The organism is Neorhizobium sp. IRS_2294 (genome assembly GCF_050500145.1).
GTDB classification, from domain to species: Bacteria; Pseudomonadota; Alphaproteobacteria; order Rhizobiales; family Rhizobiaceae; genus Neorhizobium; species Neorhizobium soli.
Window position 1 is genome coordinate 2,657,380 of record NZ_CP191439.1, and the last position, 16,130, is coordinate 2,673,509.

Annotated in this window: 15 protein-coding genes and 1 pseudogene; 6 read left to right on the plus strand and 10 right to left on the minus strand. The window is 61.4% G+C overall.

What is annotated here, in order from left to right:
• Positions 1–155: 155 nt before the first annotated feature.
• The 3 genes from ACQY1K_RS12910 to bdcA all read right to left on the minus strand — a co-directional run bounded on the left by ACQY1K_RS12910 (position 156) and on the right by bdcA (position 2,216).
• Positions 156–527: a hypothetical protein gene (locus tag ACQY1K_RS12910; RefSeq protein ID WP_092659955.1), complete on the minus strand. Its 372-nt coding sequence runs from the start codon at positions 525–527 to the stop codon at positions 156–158.
• A gap of 9 nt (positions 528–536) precedes the next feature.
• Complete coding sequence (locus tag ACQY1K_RS12915; protein ID WP_062460619.1) at positions 537–1,337, minus strand: alpha/beta hydrolase; 801 nt, start codon at positions 1,335–1,337, stop codon at positions 537–539.
• A 165-nt stretch (positions 1,338–1,502) separates the two neighbouring features.
• Positions 1,503–2,216, minus strand: a complete 714-nt coding sequence (gene bdcA / locus ACQY1K_RS12920) for an SDR family oxidoreductase (RefSeq protein WP_430257545.1) — start codon at positions 2,214–2,216, stop codon at positions 1,503–1,505.
• Positions 2,217–2,290: 74 nt separating this feature from the next.
• On the opposite strand from bdcA, the gene ACQY1K_RS12925 reads away from it, so the two are divergent.
• Positions 2,291–2,881, plus strand: a complete 591-nt coding sequence (locus ACQY1K_RS12925; RefSeq protein WP_430257546.1) for a TetR/AcrR family transcriptional regulator — start codon at positions 2,291–2,293, stop codon at positions 2,879–2,881.
• 100 nt (positions 2,882–2,981) lie between these two features.
• On the opposite strand, the gene ACQY1K_RS12930 is transcribed toward ACQY1K_RS12925, so the two are convergent.
• The gene (locus tag ACQY1K_RS12930; protein ID WP_430257547.1) at positions 2,982–4,283 is read right to left on the minus strand and encodes a PQQ-dependent sugar dehydrogenase; all 1,302 of its coding nucleotides are present in this window, start codon (positions 4,281–4,283) and stop codon (positions 2,982–2,984) included.
• 155 nt (positions 4,284–4,438) lie between these two features.
• Positions 4,439–5,149 carry a FadR/GntR family transcriptional regulator gene (locus ACQY1K_RS12935; RefSeq protein WP_430257548.1) on the minus strand — a complete coding sequence of 237 codons (711 nt, stop codon included), beginning with the start codon at positions 5,147–5,149 and terminating at the stop codon, positions 4,439–4,441.
• A gap of 157 nt (positions 5,150–5,306) precedes the next feature.
• Between ACQY1K_RS12935 and ACQY1K_RS12940 the strand changes: the two genes are divergently transcribed.
• From ACQY1K_RS12940 to hydA, 5 genes are all read left to right on the plus strand, one after another.
• Complete coding sequence (locus ACQY1K_RS12940) at positions 5,307–6,104, plus strand: transporter substrate-binding domain-containing protein (protein ID WP_430257549.1); 798 nt, start codon at positions 5,307–5,309, stop codon at positions 6,102–6,104.
• Positions 6,105–6,182: 78 nt separating this feature from the next.
• Positions 6,183–6,854 (plus strand): amino acid ABC transporter permease, encoded by a 672-nt coding sequence (locus tag ACQY1K_RS12945; RefSeq protein WP_430257550.1) that lies wholly within the window; start codon positions 6,183–6,185, stop codon positions 6,852–6,854.
• Positions 6,854–7,603, plus strand: coding sequence for an amino acid ABC transporter ATP-binding protein (locus tag ACQY1K_RS12950; protein ID WP_430257551.1), 750 nt, complete (start codon positions 6,854–6,856; stop codon positions 7,601–7,603). Before ACQY1K_RS12945 ends, ACQY1K_RS12950 begins: the two co-directional genes overlap by 1 nt.
• A 26-nt stretch (positions 7,604–7,629) precedes the next feature.
• Positions 7,630–8,898, plus strand: a complete 1,269-nt coding sequence (locus tag ACQY1K_RS12955) for a cysteine desulfurase-like protein (RefSeq protein ID WP_430257552.1) — start codon at positions 7,630–7,632, stop codon at positions 8,896–8,898.
• Between the two features lie 14 nt (positions 8,899–8,912).
• Positions 8,913–10,331, plus strand: coding sequence for a dihydropyrimidinase (hydA, locus tag ACQY1K_RS12960; protein WP_430257553.1), 1,419 nt, complete (start codon positions 8,913–8,915; stop codon positions 10,329–10,331).
• A gap of 107 nt (positions 10,332–10,438) precedes the next feature.
• Here hydA and ACQY1K_RS12965 read toward each other — a convergent pair whose 3' ends face one another.
• The 5 genes and pseudogenes from ACQY1K_RS12965 to ACQY1K_RS12985 form a co-directional block, all read right to left on the minus strand.
• Entirely contained in the window at positions 10,439–10,864 is a 426-nt protein-coding gene (locus ACQY1K_RS12965; RefSeq protein ID WP_062582465.1) for a plastocyanin/azurin family copper-binding protein, read from the minus strand.
• 99 nt (positions 10,865–10,963) lie between these two features.
• A complete protein-coding gene (locus ACQY1K_RS12970) occupies positions 10,964–11,887 on the minus strand; it encodes a GGDEF domain-containing protein (protein WP_430257554.1) in 924 nt (307 codons plus the stop codon).
• 102 nt (positions 11,888–11,989) lie between these two features.
• Entirely contained in the window at positions 11,990–12,661 is a 672-nt protein-coding gene (locus ACQY1K_RS12975; RefSeq protein WP_113165495.1) for a DUF2161 domain-containing phosphodiesterase, read from the minus strand.
• A gap of 75 nt (positions 12,662–12,736) precedes the next feature.
• Complete coding sequence (locus ACQY1K_RS12980) at positions 12,737–13,426, minus strand: response regulator transcription factor (protein WP_430257555.1); 690 nt, start codon at positions 13,424–13,426, stop codon at positions 12,737–12,739.
• A pseudogene (locus ACQY1K_RS12985) lies at positions 13,423–16,126 on the minus strand (DUF4118 domain-containing protein). Before ACQY1K_RS12985 ends, ACQY1K_RS12980 begins: the two are co-directional and overlap by 4 nt.
• Positions 16,127–16,130 lie beyond the last annotated feature (4 nt).

Sequence of the window (16,130 nt, forward strand, 5' to 3'; positions counted from 1 at the left end):
CTGGATTATAACCCAAGAACTAAGGTGGACGGGGAGTGTTCCCACATTCGCCTGTCTATCTTCACGGGAGGCTTCGTTCAGCCATCAGACCAGGCGTAATCCATGCAAAGAATGCACCGGCCGCAGCTCTGCAGCCGGTGCAATATGTCAGTGGTTCAGCGGATACGGCTCAGAAGCTGTCCGGCGATCAGCGGAACGGCAGCCGTCCCCACGGGCCCAAGCCGCAACCGTTGTGCAAGCCGACCAAGAACGAAGGTTGCCGTGGCGGTTCCAATCAACTTCACCCACGAATTTTCTGGGGTCTGGGAGGACGGCGATGCACGCCGGGTCTGGCCCTCGCCTTCGATCTCGGCAATCCGGTTGCGCAGATAGACGACTTCCCGACGCAGCCGTTCCATTTCGGCCTCGCTGCCGGACATGGCCCCGGCCGATGCGCCGCGATCGCCATAAGCGACGTCGTCCAACTCGTCGAGATGTTCATTAAGAAGAGCGGTGCTTTCGAACCCGCGTGCTTTGATATTGGTCATGGTTGTCCCTCAGATCGCGCTTGGAGCATAGATACGGTTGTCGACGTCGAACCGGTTCTGTTGAAGCCAGCCGTCGATATAGGCGGCGACCTCTTCCCAGCCGGGTTCGCCGCAGATGTAATGGCCACGGTTGGGGAACTCGCGGAAGTCGGTCACGCTGCCGGTATTCTCGTAGGCCTTGAAATTCTTCTCGTTGAGATCGGCAGGAATGATCTCATCCTTCTCGCCGGCAACCAGAAGCAAAGGTTCATGCGGACGGCTGAGATCGATCTTGCCGGATGAACCCATGCAGTCGCGCAGAACGTTGCGGCTGTCGTGGGTCGCCGTCTTCTCGAACTCGACAGCCGCCTGCTCTTCCGACAGCGTGTTGGCGAAGGAGCCATGGAACGTCTTTGCGTCCATGTAGACCGGCTCGTCGCCCTTCAGCGGATTGGTGATGATGGCGCTGTTCTTGATGAAGCCCCAGTCGAAATCGAGCATGGCATTCGGCGCAACCGACGAGATCGCCACTGCACCCGAGACGTGGCCATCCGCGAGCAGCTTCTGCGCGATCAGGCCGCCGACAGAGTGACCGATGACGACAGGCTTATCGAGGCCTGCGACCGCCGATTTGATGGATGCATAGATGGCATCGAGGCTCAGCTCACCGAGCCCGGCTGGCGGGTTGTCGCGCAATGCCTTCGGATCGCCATCGTGGAGAGGCCATGCCGGGGCGCTGCAGTCGTAGCCTTTGTCGCTGAAGTAGCGAACCCAGTTGTCCCAGCTTTTGGGATTTTGAAACATGCCATGCACGAAAACGATCTGCGTCATCGATAATCCTCTCTTTTCTGAGAGAGAGGAACCGAAAACCCGCGCCGTTGTTCCCACGCGCTGAAAGACTTGGGCAAGCAGATCGCAGATTGCTGAGTCCAGAGCTGTAAGGCCAGTCGTGCGACTGGCCTTATGCGATGTCGCCCCGGATGGGGTATGCCGGGATTACGCTCCGAACGCACCGTCGATCGTGTGCATTGCCCCGGTCACGAACCCCGCCTCCGGGCCGGCGAGCCAGGCGACCATTCCGGCAACCTCTTCCGGACGACCGTGGCGCTTGATCGCCATGAAGCTGTGCATCAGGTCTTTCATCGGTCCGTTCTCCGGATTGGCATCCGTATCGATCGGCCCTGGCTGAACGACGTTGATGGTGATGCCGCGTGGCCCGAAATCGCGCGCCAGCCCGCGGGCCAGTCCCTGCAGGGCAGACTTGCTCACCGCATAGGAGGCCATGCCCGGAATGGGCATCCGGTCACCATTGACGGAACCGATGACGATGATCCGCCCGCCGTCCGGCATCTGACGCGCCGCTTCGACCGAGGCGTGATAGGGCGCATGGATATTGATCTGGAAAAGCCGGTCGATCGCGTCCGGATCCTGTTCAAGCGCATCGCCGAAGACAGCAATCCCTGCATTGACCACCAGCACGTCCAGCGGGCCGCTTTCTCGCACCCGGGCAATCACAGCATCGCGGCTGGAGCTGTCGGTCTGAACAGCCGTAGTCTTGGTCTCTGCCGTCAGCTCATCCGCCGCCGCGCGAGAGCCGGCATAGGTGAAGGTCACGTTGGCACCGTCGTTTGCAAACCGCCGCACGATGGCGGCGCCGATACCCCGGCTACCGCCGAGAACCAGAACGGATTTTCCCTGAAAAGTCGTCATCTGAGATCCTTGAGAAATACAGTAATGACTGCTACATAAATCATCAGGGTTCATCGTCAAGGTATTTTGTAATAATGACTACAGATATTCCGCGTACCCGCGGTCGCCCACGTCGTTTTGATGCTGACCAAGGTGTGGAGATTGCCCAGAAGCTGTTCCATGCGCGCGGCTATGATGCCGTGGGGGTTGCCGATGTCACGCAGGCACTCGGCATCAACCCGCCCAGCTTCTATGCCGCATTCGGCAACAAGGCCGGGCTCTACGCACGCGTTCTCGACCGCTACTCGCTCACGGCAGCCGTTCCGCTTGCTGATATCCTGAGGCCCGACCGGCCGGTAGCGGAATGCCTAGCGGCCGTGCTGGAAGATGCCTGCAGGCGCTATGCGGCCGACCCCGCGGCCGCAGGCTGTCTCGTTCTGGAGGGAACCCATTGCGATGATCCGGAGGCACGCGCGGCGACCCGTGCATTGCAGGCAGCAGCGGAGGATGTGATCCGCGGCTTTATCGCAGCGCGGCATCCGGAAAAGGCGGAAAGCGTGACCGATTTCGTCTCGACCACAATGACCGGCCTCTCCGCCAAGGCCCGCAGCGGATTGGAACTGGACCGCCTCATGGCCATTGCCCGCCTTGCCGGACGGATCCTGACGCAAGAGATTGCGGATTGATCATCGCCGCTGCGGTCGGGCCCTGCAGCGACGGAACGCGGTTGCTGCGCACCCATCGGGTGGCACGCAGCAATCAATTCAAATGATCTACGTCGCGCTATCAAGCGCCGGTGACGCGCCAGATGACGTCGCCGACATCGTCCGCCATCAACACGGCACCGTCGGCGGCGAGAGCCACTCCGACCGGACGGCCGAAGGAGTGCTTTTCGTCCTTGGACAGGAAGTCGGTGAGGATTTCGCGCGGCATTCCCACGGGCTTGCCGTTCTCAAAAGCGACGAAGGCGAGCTTGTAGCCGGAAAGCTTGGAGCGGTTCCACGACCCGTGCTGGCCAATCGCCATCCCCGCCGGAAAGCCGGGAAGCGTGCCCGCGGGCAGCCAGCAAAGCCCAAGCGACGCCGTATGGCCGCCCAGCGCATAATCGGGCTGCTGCGCGGATGCCACCTTGGCGGCATCCTGCGGCACCCGGTCGTCCACGACCCGGTTCCAGTAGCAGTAGGGCCAGCCATAGAAGCCGCCGTCGCGGACCGATGTCAGATAATCCGGCGGCGTCTCGTCGCCCAGTCCGTCGCGTTCGTTGACGACCGTCCACAGCATGCCGCCCTCGGGCTCGAACGCCATGCCGACGGGATTACGAAGACCACCGGCAAAGATGCGCGACTGGCCCGTCTGAAGGTCGTATTCGTGAATGCAGGCGCGGTTTTCTTCCACGCCCATGCCTTCGTCGGCAATATTGCTGAGCGATCCGACGGCCACGAAAAGCTTGGTGCCGTCCTGGCTGACGATCAGGTTGCGCGTCCAGTGGCCGCCGGGCACCAGATCCATCAGCTTCTTCGGCTGCGCGGTAATCTTCGTCGCGCCCGCCACGTAAGGATAGGCCAGAAGCGCGTCACTTGCTCCCACATAGAGCGTGTCGCCGACCAGCGCGATACCGTAGGGCTGGCGCACGTTTTCGATATAGGCGAAACTTTGCTCGGCCACCCCGTCGCCATCGGCGTCGCGCAGCAGCGTCACGCGGTTGGGGCTGTCGCCGGAAGCGCGCGCCCGCTGCATCGTCGCCGACATGGCATGGTCGAACAGGCTGCGTGGATTGCCCCGCTCGCCCATCGATTCCGCCACCAGCACATCGCCATTGGGCAGAACATGCATGTTGCGCGGATGCACGAGCCCGCGCGCAAAGGCATTGACCTTGAGGCCCGCCGCCGCCGTCGGCTTGTGATCGCCTTCCCAGCCCTTGGCTGTCGGCATCTTCAAGGTCGGGATCTTGCCCTGCGGCTTTGCGGCCGGAATGGCCGGCGTCGTGCCGAACACCGGCTGTCGCGGGCCATCCCCCGAATGACGGATAAGAACAGCGCCCTGGCCGATAAAGGCGACGACGCGGGCAAACAGAGAAGGCTCAGTCATGGGGGAACTCTGCATTGAGGAATCCGAAAAGCAGAACGCTAAAGGCTTTATGCAACAAGCACTAGAGGGCAAAGGCACAATTTATCAGAGCATCCACCGCGGCTCCGGTTGCCGCCCGGGTGGCCCTTCGACCACCGGATACGGCCCGTTCCGGCCTATGGCTGAAGACCTGCGCAGCGCGCGGTGTTGCGGATATGCGTTTCCATTTCGCTGCGCGCCAAAGCCGCGTCATTCGCTCTCAGGGCCGCAATGATGCGCCGGTGCTCGGCGATCGACTGTCGCATCCGCTCGGGATCGGTCATCGGAATCGGTTGCCGCTGGGTTTCGGTGACCTGATCGCGAACCGTCTGGTATAGCGCCTTAAGCATGGTATTGGCGCAGGCCGAAACGATCGTGCCGTGGAAGTCGAGATCCGCCTCGACGTTTGCAAGAAGGTCCTGGCGGGCCCAGCAATCCTCCATCGTCTGCGTCGCTATTTCCATCTTCTCAAGCTGCGCCTGCGACAGGCGCCCCGCCGAAAGACGCGCGATCTCGCCTTCCAGCAGAATGCGGGTCTGGAACACGTCGAACACCGAATAGCTGTCGGAGTAACGCCAGGGCGCCATATGACCCGACTGGCTGATGGCGCCGTCCGAGACCGAGCTTGAACCCGCCGTCACGAACGTGCCGCAACCGGCTTCGGTCTTCAGCAATCCCAACGTTTCGAGCGTGAGCAGCGCCTCGCGCAACGATGCCCGGCTGATCCCGAACTTTTGAGAGAACTCCCGCTGTGACGGGATTTTTTCGCCGGCCTTCAGCTGGCCGGCCTGGATCATCGTCTGGATTTCGCGGGCCACCGACTGCGGAACGAGCGTTTTGTTGAGCATGCAAACCTATTCCAGCTGAGCCCCTGTGGCCTCTTAGATATATTTTTACCCAGGCCACCTTGCAAAGCCCAAAGTGCCGTGCTTGTTTGGTCGGACTGGTCTGACCAGTTAGACCAACATAGATTGCGTCATATCATAAAAACAAGGGGTTCTCTTCATGCTACACGCGTCACGCATCAAAACCACAGTTCTCGCCGGCCTGTTTTCAGCGCTCGGCGCGATCGGCGTTCATGCCGCCGATCTTACCGTCGGCGCCAATATCGGCAACGTGCCCTGGGAATTCGAGGATGCCAGCGGCAAGGTGACCGGTTTCGAGATCGATCTCGTCAACGAAATCGCCAAGCGCCTCGGCAAGACCGTCGAATTCGTCAACACGCCCTTCAACGGCCTGTTCCCGGCCGTCCAGTCCGGCCGCATCAACATGGCGGTGTCGTCGATCACCATCACTGAGAAGCGCCTGCAGTCGGTGTCCTTCGCCCAGCCCTACTACGACAGCGACCAGTCGCTGACGGTCACGGCCGCTTCCGGCATCACCGGCCTCAAGGGCATGAGCGGCAAGGTCGTCGGCGTCGATACCGGCTCGACCGGCGACATGTGGGCAGACAGCCACAAGGGCGAATACAAGCTCGGCGAAATCCGCCGCTTTGAAGGCCTTCAGCCGGCCATGCTCGATCTCGTTGCCGGCCGCGTCGATGGCTACATCTCCGACATCCCGGCCCTCCTCTACTACGCCAAGGACAAGCCGGAACTGAAGGTCGTCGAACGCATCCCGACCGGCGAGAAATACTCGATCATGTTCAACAAGGGTGATCCGCTCGCAGCCGAAGTCAACGCCGTCATCACCAAGCTCAAGGGCGAAGGCTTTATCGCCAAGCTGCACCAGACATGGTTCGGCGCCAAGGCCGAAGACACGACCTCGACCGTCGCCGTCCTCGACATGCCGAAGGCCAAGTAAGGCTCATCCAAGCACGCTTGAATTGCATCCGGCGGAGCGCCAAACGCTCCGTCGGCTTGCCAAGGGAGCCGATCCGGCATGAACCTACTCAATACATTCTTCAACATACCGGTCTTCCTGAACAGCCTGCCGCAGCTGCTCTGGGGTCTGGTCGTCACGCTGCAGATCGGTATTACCAGCATTCTGGTCGGCCTCGCCGGCGGACTGTTTCTGGCGGTGGCAAGGCTCTACGCTCCGTCATTCTTTCAGGTCCTGATCCGCATCTATATCGACATCTTCCGCTCGATACCGCTGCTGGTGCTGCTGATCGTAGTCTACTACGCCCTCCCCTTCGTCGGCATCCGCCTGTCGCCGTTCCTGTCGGCCGTCACGGCGCTGTCGCTCGTCTCGGCCGCCTATACCGCCGAGATCTTTCGCGCCGGCATCGAGGCCATTCCGCACGGGCAGTTCGAGGCATCATCAGCGCTTGGCCTTTCGGGCCGCAGCACGATGATGGATATCATCCTGCCGCAGGCGATCCGCATCGTCATTCCGCCGCTCACCAACAATTGCATCAACGTCATGAAGGATACGGCGCTTGCCTCCGTCGTCGCCATGCCGGATCTTCTCAAGCAGGCAACCCAGGCGCAGGCGCTCAACGCCAACCCGACGCCGCTGATCGGGGCTGCTCTCATCTATATCGCGCTGCTCTGGCCGATGGTGGCCGTGGTTGCGCGTCTCGAAAAGCATTACAGCCGGGGGAAACGCTGATGGCGAAGACAACCGGCCCCCTCATTTCGATCCGCCGCCTGAACAAGGCCTATGGCACATTCACCGTTCTCCACGATATCGATCTCGATGTGGCCGAAGGCGAAGTGGTCTGCATCATCGGCCCCTCCGGCTCCGGCAAATCGACGCTGATCCGCTGCATCAACCACCTCGAAGCCTTCTCGCCGGACAGCACCATCACCGTTGACGGCACCCGCGTCGCACCGGGACCGGCGCTTGCGAAAGTCCGCGCCGAAGTCGGCATGGTGTTTCAGTCGTTCAATCTCTTCCCGCATATGACGGTGCTGAGAAACGTCATGCTGGCACCGATGCGCGTCAGAAAGGCATCGCCCGAAGAGGCCGAGCGCAAGGCCCGCGAACTACTGGCGCGGGTCGGCATTTCCGAACAGGCGGAAAAGTTTCCGGGCCAGCTTTCCGGCGGCCAGCAGCAGCGCGTGGCGATTGCCCGGGCGCTTGCCATGGAACCCGGCGTGCTGCTGTTCGACGAGCCGACCTCGTCGCTCGATCCCGAAATGGTCGGCGAAGTGCTGGATGTGATGCGCAAGCTCGCCGGCACGGGCGTCACCATGATCATCGTCACCCATGAGATGGGCTTTGCCCGCCAGGTCGCCGACCGGGTGATCTTCATGGATGCGGGACGGCTTGTCGAGGCGGGCACGCCGGCCGAGATCTTCGACAATCCTAGGGAAGAACGGACACGCAGCTTCTTGCGCGCCGTACTCAATCATTGAAGAACAACAAACGCAGGACTACAGGGATGAACACCAAATCTCCACTCGATCTTGATTACGTGCGCAGCCAGTTCCCCGGCCTCGCCCGCGGCTGGACGCTGTTCGACAACGCCGGAGGGTCGCAGATCCTTAAAGGTGCCGTTGAGCGCATCAACACATTCCTGATCGAGAAGAACGTCCAGATCGGCGGCTCCTACGCCGTATCGCAGGCAGCAGCCGCCGCACTCTACGAGTCACGCACCGCGGCCATGAACTTGGTAAACGCCTCGCGTCCGGAAGAAATCGTCTTCGGCGCTTCCACCACTCAGCTGCTGCAAAACCTCGCCCGCGCCATGCAGAGCCAGCTCTCGCCCGGCGACGAGATCATCGTCACCGTCAGCGATCACGAATCCAATATCGGTCCCTGGGACCGGCTGCAGGAGCGCGGCATCACGCTGAAGTTATGGCCGCTCAACAAGGACACGTTGACGCTCGATCTCGCCGACCTTGCTCCGCTGATGAGCGATCGCACCAAGCTGGTCTGCGTCACGCACGTTTCCAACATTTTGGGATCGATCAACCCGATCAGAGAGATCGCCGATTTCGTGCATGCCCGTGGCGCCAAGATCTGCGTCGATGCCGTGGCCTATGCCCCGCACCGCGCCGTCGACGTGCAGGCGCTGGATGTCGATTACTACGTCTTCAGCCTCTACAAGACTTATGGTCCGCACTACGCGCTGATGTATGGCAAATACGATCTGCTGGCCGAGCTCGACACGCTCTACCATTACTTCTACGGCAAGGACAAAGTGCCGGGCAAGCTGGAGCCGGGCAACCCGAATTACGAGCTCGCCTATTCAACCTGCGGCATCGTCGATTACCTGACGGCGCTCGGCGAACAGGCCGGCGAGACCGGCACGGTGCGCCAGAAGATCGAAGCGGCCTTCGCTGCGATCACCGCTCAGGAAAACCTGCTGGTGGAACGCCTTCTCGCTTACCTGCGCACACGCAACGACTGCCGCATCGTCGGCCAGACGACAAACAGCGGTAGCACGAGGGTCCCGACGATCGCGTTCCGCTTCGATGGCCGCGACGCCGGCGAAGTCTGCAAGGCGATGGACGGCGACAAGATCGCCATCCGCTTCGGCGATTTCCACTCGCGCCGGCTTGCCGAATATCTTGAGCTGACCGACCACAGCGGCATGGTTCGCGTGTCGATGGTGCACTACAACACGCTGGAAGAGATCGATCGCTTCACCGCAGCACTCGATCGGATCCTCGCAACCGACGCCGGTCGCGCGGCCGCCGCCGCTTGAAGAAGGAACGGATCATGCGCTTCGATACGGTCATCAGACACGGCACGGTGGTCACAGCGAGCGACACGTTCGTGAGCGATGTGGGCATCAAGGACGGCCGCATCGCTGCCCTTGCGGCAGAGCTTACCGAAGCCGATGAGGTGATCGACGCGACAGGACTGTTGGTCCTGCCGGGTGGTATCGACAGCCATGTCCATCTCGACCAGCCGTCCGGCGACGGCATCGTCATGGCAGACGACTTCGATTCAGGCACCCGGTCGGCGGCGATCGGCGGCAACAGCACGGTTCTGGCCTTCTGCATGCAGGAGAAGGGCCAGAGCCTGCGCGAGGCGCTGAAGATCTATCACGCCAAGGCCGAAGGCAAATGCCATGTCGACGTCGCCTTCCATCTTGTCATCACCGATCCGACCCCTGAAGTCCTCGGCCAGGAACTGCCGGCACTCGTCGAGGACGGCTACACCTCGCTCAAGGTGTTCATGACCTATGAGGGTCTGCGGCTGCGCGACGACGAGATCTTGGCCACGCTCGACACCGCACGGCGCACCGGCGCGCTGGTCATGGTTCATTGCGAGAACGAGGATGCGATCCGCTACCTGATCGGCCGGCATGAGGAAGAAGGCAAGTTCGCGCCGAAATTCCATGCCACGACCAGACCAATCGCCGCCGAACGCGAAGCCACCCACCGGGCGCTGTCACTGGCCGAAATCGTCGATGTGCCTGTTGTCATCGTGCATGTCTCGAACCGAGAGGCGATGGAAGAGATCCGCCGCGCCCGAAAGCGGGGCCAGAAGATCGCCGGCGAGACCTGCCCGCAATATCTGATGCTGACCGCCGATGATCTCGACCAGACGGAGATGGAAGGCGCCAAATTCGTCTGCTCGCCGCCGCCGCGCGACAGGGCCAGCCAGGATGCCTGCTGGGAGGGACTGGAACAGGGCGTCTTCGACCTGTTCTCCTCCGACCACTGCCCTTTCCGCTTCGACGATCCGGAAGGCAAGCTCAACGACAAGGGCAAGCGGAATTTCCGCTGGATCCCGAACGGCATACCGGGCGTCGCCACCCGTCTGCCGATCCTGTTTTCCGAAGGCGTCATGAAGGGCCGCATCGACATCAACACGTTCGTTGCCGTGACCTCGACCAATCATGCCAAACTCTACGGTCTCTATCCCCGCAAAGGCACGATCGCGATCGGCGCCGATGCAGACATCGCGCTTTGGGATCCGGACAAGCGCGTCACCGTCACGAACGACCTCCTGAAACACGGCGCGGACTATACGCCCTATGAAGGTCTCGATATCCGCGGCTGGCCGGTGCAGGTGCTTCTTGGCGGCAAGACCATCGTCAAGGACGGAGAGCTGACCGGGCCCGAAAGCCGCGGCCGCTATCTCCCGCGAAACCGCTCGTCCCTGACATCGAGCCGCGGTTCAACCTGAGGCGTTGCACAGCTGCAACGCCTTTCGCTGGCGACCACGTCTGCCTGACGGTCCGATCGTGACTTGACCGCCGCTATGAGGCGGCGGAGCCCACACGCAAGCGGTGATTACTTCGTCACCGTGAGGGTCGCATGCATGCCGGCTTCGTAATGGCCCTTGATGTTGCAAAAGAGCATATACGTTCCGGGGACGAGCTTGGCCTTCAACTGGCCGTCGGCACCGGGCTTCAGATCGGCAACTTCGCCAAGGCTTTTCAGCGTCTTCTCATCGACGCGATGTTTGGCCTTGACTACGGTGAGTGTCTGATCTGGCGACTTCAACTTGACGAGCACCATTTCGTGCTCCTCGGTCGTCGCGTCGTTGTGGACCATAAACGTTGTGTCGCCTGCCGGAACGGTCGTCTGATCCATCGTCAACGTCATCGGCTCACCCGCTTCGCCGGACTCGACAACCTTGACCATAGAGCCGGCCAGTGCAGGCGTTGCAGCAACGAAAAGGGCAAGTGCAATAGCGGTGTTTCGGATTGTGAGCATGGGTTTACCTCCGGTTGTCATCACCGGATGGGTATGACGGCAAGCTGACAGCGGCCTGAACGAATTGGAGCGTGTTCTCGCCGCCTACCGGACAGGCCGTTACATCGTGGCCACCTTATGCGCGTCGAGAATGACCGCGATGTCTTTGCTGTGAACGACACAATTGCGCCCGGACGCCTTGGCAACGAACAGCGCCTTGTCGGAGGCCTTGTAGAGATCCTCGAACGTAGGGTAGTCCTCCTGGTCCGCAACGCCACCGGACACCGTGATATCGACCTGCCTTTTGCCCGCTTGTATGGGCCGCGCAGCAATCAGGGCCCTGCAGCGGTGCGCGAGCGAGAGACGCTCCGTCGGCGAAAGCGCTGACACGAGGACTGCGAACTCCTCACCACCGATCCGGGCGACGGCACGACTTTGCGAAAAGATCTCGGCGAGCTGATGCGCAACTGCAATGATGGCCTGGTCCCCGATATCGTGGCCAAAGCGGTCGTTGATCGCCTTGAACTTATCGATATCGAACAGGATGAGAGAAGATGCGGCGGGAGCGCGCGTCACCTCATCCAGGAACGCTCGCCGATTCATCAGCCCCGACAACATGTCCGTCCGGCTCAAATGCTCGAAAGCCGCCCGGGAGATCGTGAGGTGATGAATTGCTAGACCAACGATATAGAAGATCGAAAATGTCAGCGCCGATGCAACGACAGTCGAGATGATAACCCCAACCGTTGCGGCGGGCACGACGTCATACGGCAGCCATCCCAAGGCATGAAGCGTGTAGTGGGCCGCAACGTTGAGAATGTCGGCAACAACGGTGACGCAAACGGTCATGAGCAATGCGAATGCGAGGACTTTGCGTCGCGTCTCGAACCGGTCCGACGCACAGGCCTGCTTGATGTAGCGGTCGATCAAAGCAAGCATGCGGTAATTCCAATACGGTTCGAAGCGACCACGCGGACGCGCCTGACGGCTTTCAGCTCGCCACACTGAACTACAAACGCATTGAGACTTCGTGAATCCGAACACAAGTTAATTTGCGATTAAGTGTCGCAAATAATTCTCGTATTTCCTCGTCAAATTGATGCAGCCATGGAACATTGGTGTAATCGTGGGAGCCCCTGCCGGTAATCAAACGTCAGAAGACCGGGGATCCGGCTGGGGCCATCTCTCCAGTGCTTCACGGCCAGCGTCGGTGAGGCCGTAGACGCCTCTGTCGAGCCGCTCGAACCATCCATAGACGTTGGAAAGCAGGATCTTGCCGGCATCCGGGGCAACCGCCCTGATATCGCGCACGCGGGACGGACCGTTGGAGACCATGGCGGCGCAGCTAAGCGCCTGCTGGCGATAGGCGGTCATGACGGGAACCCGCGTACTGCCGCCCAGCACGGGATCGCCGCGTCTCTTCTGGTGTTCGCGCATCAGCCTGGAACGTCGTTTCGGATTGGTCCGCGGCATCGGCGACACGGAGCCGACGATGACGCTCACATCTCCTGCGGCCGAAACGCCGAGAATACCGATGCCAAGCCGGCGGCAGAGGTCGCGGTAGCGCTTGTCCGTTTCGCGGCCCTTGCCCTTCAGCGAAAGCTTTGCCGCAATCCACACCTCGTCCGCGATAGCCGCCCTGTCGACCGCCTGCAGAATGAGCTCGAGATTGAAGCTCAGCTTGAGCTCGCAGATCACGACGACGGTCGGATCGCCCTCGCTCAGGCCGACGAGATCACAGCCGCCGACTTCGCCCTTCACCACATAGCCTGCAGTCTCGAGGAAGGATTTGACCGGTAGATAGAGGGAGGTTTCCATGGATGCGCATCACAGTCGGGAATCAGGCTGCAGACATACACCGATCAACCGGCCAGATCACCCCGCGGCCGGATTTCAGCTTTCGGCCAGCCGGTAGCCGACGCCCGTTTCGGTCAGGATGTATCGCGGCTGGTCGGGCGTTTCCTCGATCTTCTGGCGGATCTGGCGCACGTAGATGCGCAGGTACTGGATGTCGGTGACCTCCCCCCAGACCTGATCGATCAGGTATCGGTGGGTCAGCACGCGCCCCGCATGCTGCACGAGGATCCGCAGGATGTCGTATTCCTTGCGCGAGAATTTTACCTCCTCGCCCTTCACCTTGACCACGCGCCGCACGAGATCGACACTGAGATCACCCGTCTGGAAGATCGGCTTTTCGCCCTGGGTCTGCAACCGGTGGCGCAACGCAACCCGGATCCGCGCAATCAGTTCGTTCATGTTGAACGGCTTGGTGAGATAGTCGTCGGCACCCATTTCCAGCGCCTTGACGATCCCCTCCTCATCCGTCCGGCTCGACAGGATCACGATCGGCAGCGTCAGCCCCTCGGCCCGCCATTTCGCCAGAAGATCGTGCCCGGCCATATCGGGCAGGCCGAGATCCAGCAGAACGAGGTCGGGCTGATCGGCAGCCACGAGCTCCATCGCGGTCCTCGCGTTCGGTGCTTCGATGATGACGAAATCCTGCGTCGAAAGCCCGACCCGCAACAGCTTGCGGATCGGCGGCTCGTCATCGACGACCAGAATTCTCGTGGCGGCGTGGTTCATCGCATGTCTCCGTCAATCTGCAGCTGGGCCGGAATTGGCATACGGATCGTAAAGATCGCTCCCTCACCCGCTGGTCTGTTTCCGGCCGTCAGACGCCCGCCCATCGCTTCGATGAAACCACGGCTGATGGACAGTCCAAGGCCGGTGCCTGCCTTGACATGATCGATCTTGCGCACCCGGTAGAAGGTGTCGAACACCCGCTCCAGGTCGGCATCGGGGATCCCCGGCCCCTCGTCCAGAACGGCAAGGGTGACGTATTTCGCATCTGACCAGCCCAGAACTTCAATCGTTGTGCCCTCTGGCGCATATTTGGCCGCGTTGTCGATGAGATTGAAGAGTGCCTGCTCCAGTAGGACCGGATCGCTTCTGATCATCGGCATTTCGGATGGAATAGCTACCTTCAGCTTGTGATCAGCAGTGATTTTCTGTGCACGCTTCAAGGCTGTCCCGACGATATCGCCGACATAATGAAGCGCAAAGTTTGGCTCCATGGCGCCTGATCCGATGCGTGTCATGTCGAGCAGGTTGACGATGAACCGGTTGAGACGCTCCGACTCTTCGATCACGGTGGTCAGAAGTTCATCTCGCGAATGATCGGTCAGGTTCGCCCCGAAATCCTTGAGCGTGCTCGCCGACCCGAGCACGGCCGAAAGCGGCGTCTTCAGATCATGCGAAAGCGAGGTCAGCAGTGCGGTGCGCAATTTGTCCGTTTCGGCGGCAAGCTTGGCCTTGTCGACGTCAGCGACGAGTTGAATGCGCTCGATCGCGAGTGCTGCCTGATCGGCCAGCGCATCGAACAGACGCTGCTGGTCCGGGGTGAGCAACGGTCCCTGCCTGTCGTTGTCGAGCCCGACAACGCCGATCGCCCCGCGTCCTGTGCGCAACGGCAGGTACAACCGCTTGGCGCCGGGTAACGTATCGGCAGCGCGGCCGGCCGGACGATTGTGTTCCCATGTCCATTTCGCCGCCGCGATGTCGGCATCGACAAGCGTGTCATCAGGCGGATAGCCGGCCCGGACGGCAAGGGTGTCGTTCTCGGGCAACAGAATGACGACCCGAACCTTCAGCATGGAGGCGATCTGGAACGCGGTGGCCCAGAGCACGTCGTCAAGCGTTCCCGTGCCGGCGAGCTTTTTCGAGAACAGGTAGAGATCCTCGGTCGTGCGGGCTCTCTGCCGGGCGGCGATCGCCTGCCGTTGAACCGACGCGGCCAGATTGCTCGCGACAACGGCGGTTCCGAGAAACGAAAGAAGCGCAACGACGCTTTCCGGATCACGGATCGTGAACGTGTAGCGCGGCTCGAGAAAGAAGAAATTGAAGGCGAGAGCGCCGATGAAGGACGCATAGAGACCCGGCCCCAGCCCTCCCCGGATTGCCGAAGCGAGCACGCCCATCAGAAAGACGAGCGCCAGGTTCTGCACGTCGAGCGCCCGGTCGAGCAGCGTGCCGATCGCAACCGCCGCCGTCATGAACAGCGATGCGCGGATATAGTGTTTCGGATTGAGCCTTCTCGTCGGCGGCGCTGTCCTGACGCCCGTTCGAGACAGCCTCCTCGCTGCCGCCGGACATGACATGAACGCTGATTGCCCCGGAATAGCGGATGAGATCGTGCGTGATCGACCCATCCCACAGCTCTCGCCAGCGCGGCTTGGTCGACTTGCCGATGATCAGGTGATTGAAGTTGTGAGCATTGGCGTAAGCGATGATTTCGCGCGACACCCTGGAGGCGGGCAGTGTCACGGTTTCGGCGCCGAGCTGTTCGGCGAGCCGCATCGCAGCCGATAGCCGGTCCTTCTCGGCCTCGCCTAGATTGGCAGATCCGGGCGTCTCCAGATGCAGCGCCGTCAAGGGTGCCCGCAGCCTGTCTGCCTGGCGTCTGGCGTAGCGCACCAGCGCCGCGCCGTTTCGGCCATGATCAAGGCAAACGAGAATGCGTTCGCCCGCAGCCCAGGGACCCGCAATGGCATGCGCCTGCATGTGATTGAGGAGCTGATCATCGACCCGCTGCGCCGTGCGACGCAGCGCCAGCTCGCGCAGAGCCGTCAGGTTGCCCGGAGAAAAATAGTTCTCGACCGCACGCCGCGCCGTCGTCGGCAGATAGACCTTGCCGTCATGCAGACGCTTGATCAGGTCCTGCGGCGTAATATCGATGATCTCGATATCGTCGGCGCGGTCGATCACCGAGTCCGGCACCGTTTCACGAACCCGAATGCGGGTGATCTGCGCGACGATGTCGTTCAGGCTCTCGACGTGCTGGATATTCAGCGTCGAAAAGACGTCGATGCCGCTGGCGAGAATTTCGAGGACGTCGAGATAGCGCTTCGGATGGCGGCTGCCGGGTGCGTTGGTGTGGGCGAGTTCATCGACCAGCACCAGCCGCGGCTTCCTGGCAAGGATCGCATCGAGATCCATCTCGTCGAGCTGCTGGCCGCGATAGTCGAAGACGCGGCGGGGAATCATTTCGAAGCCCTCGACCAGAGCTTCAGTTTCCTTCCGCCCGTGGGTTTCGACCACGCCGATCGCCACATCAATGCCATCCGCCTTTCGGCTGCGGCCGGACATCAACATTTCATAGGTCTTGCCGACGCCGGGTGCGGCCCCGAGAAAGATCTTCAGCCGGCCACGCCCCTCCTGCCGGGCGTACTCAAGAAGAGCATCCGGTGATGGTCTGCTAGCGCCTTCGTGTTTTGCTTCCGGCATGGAG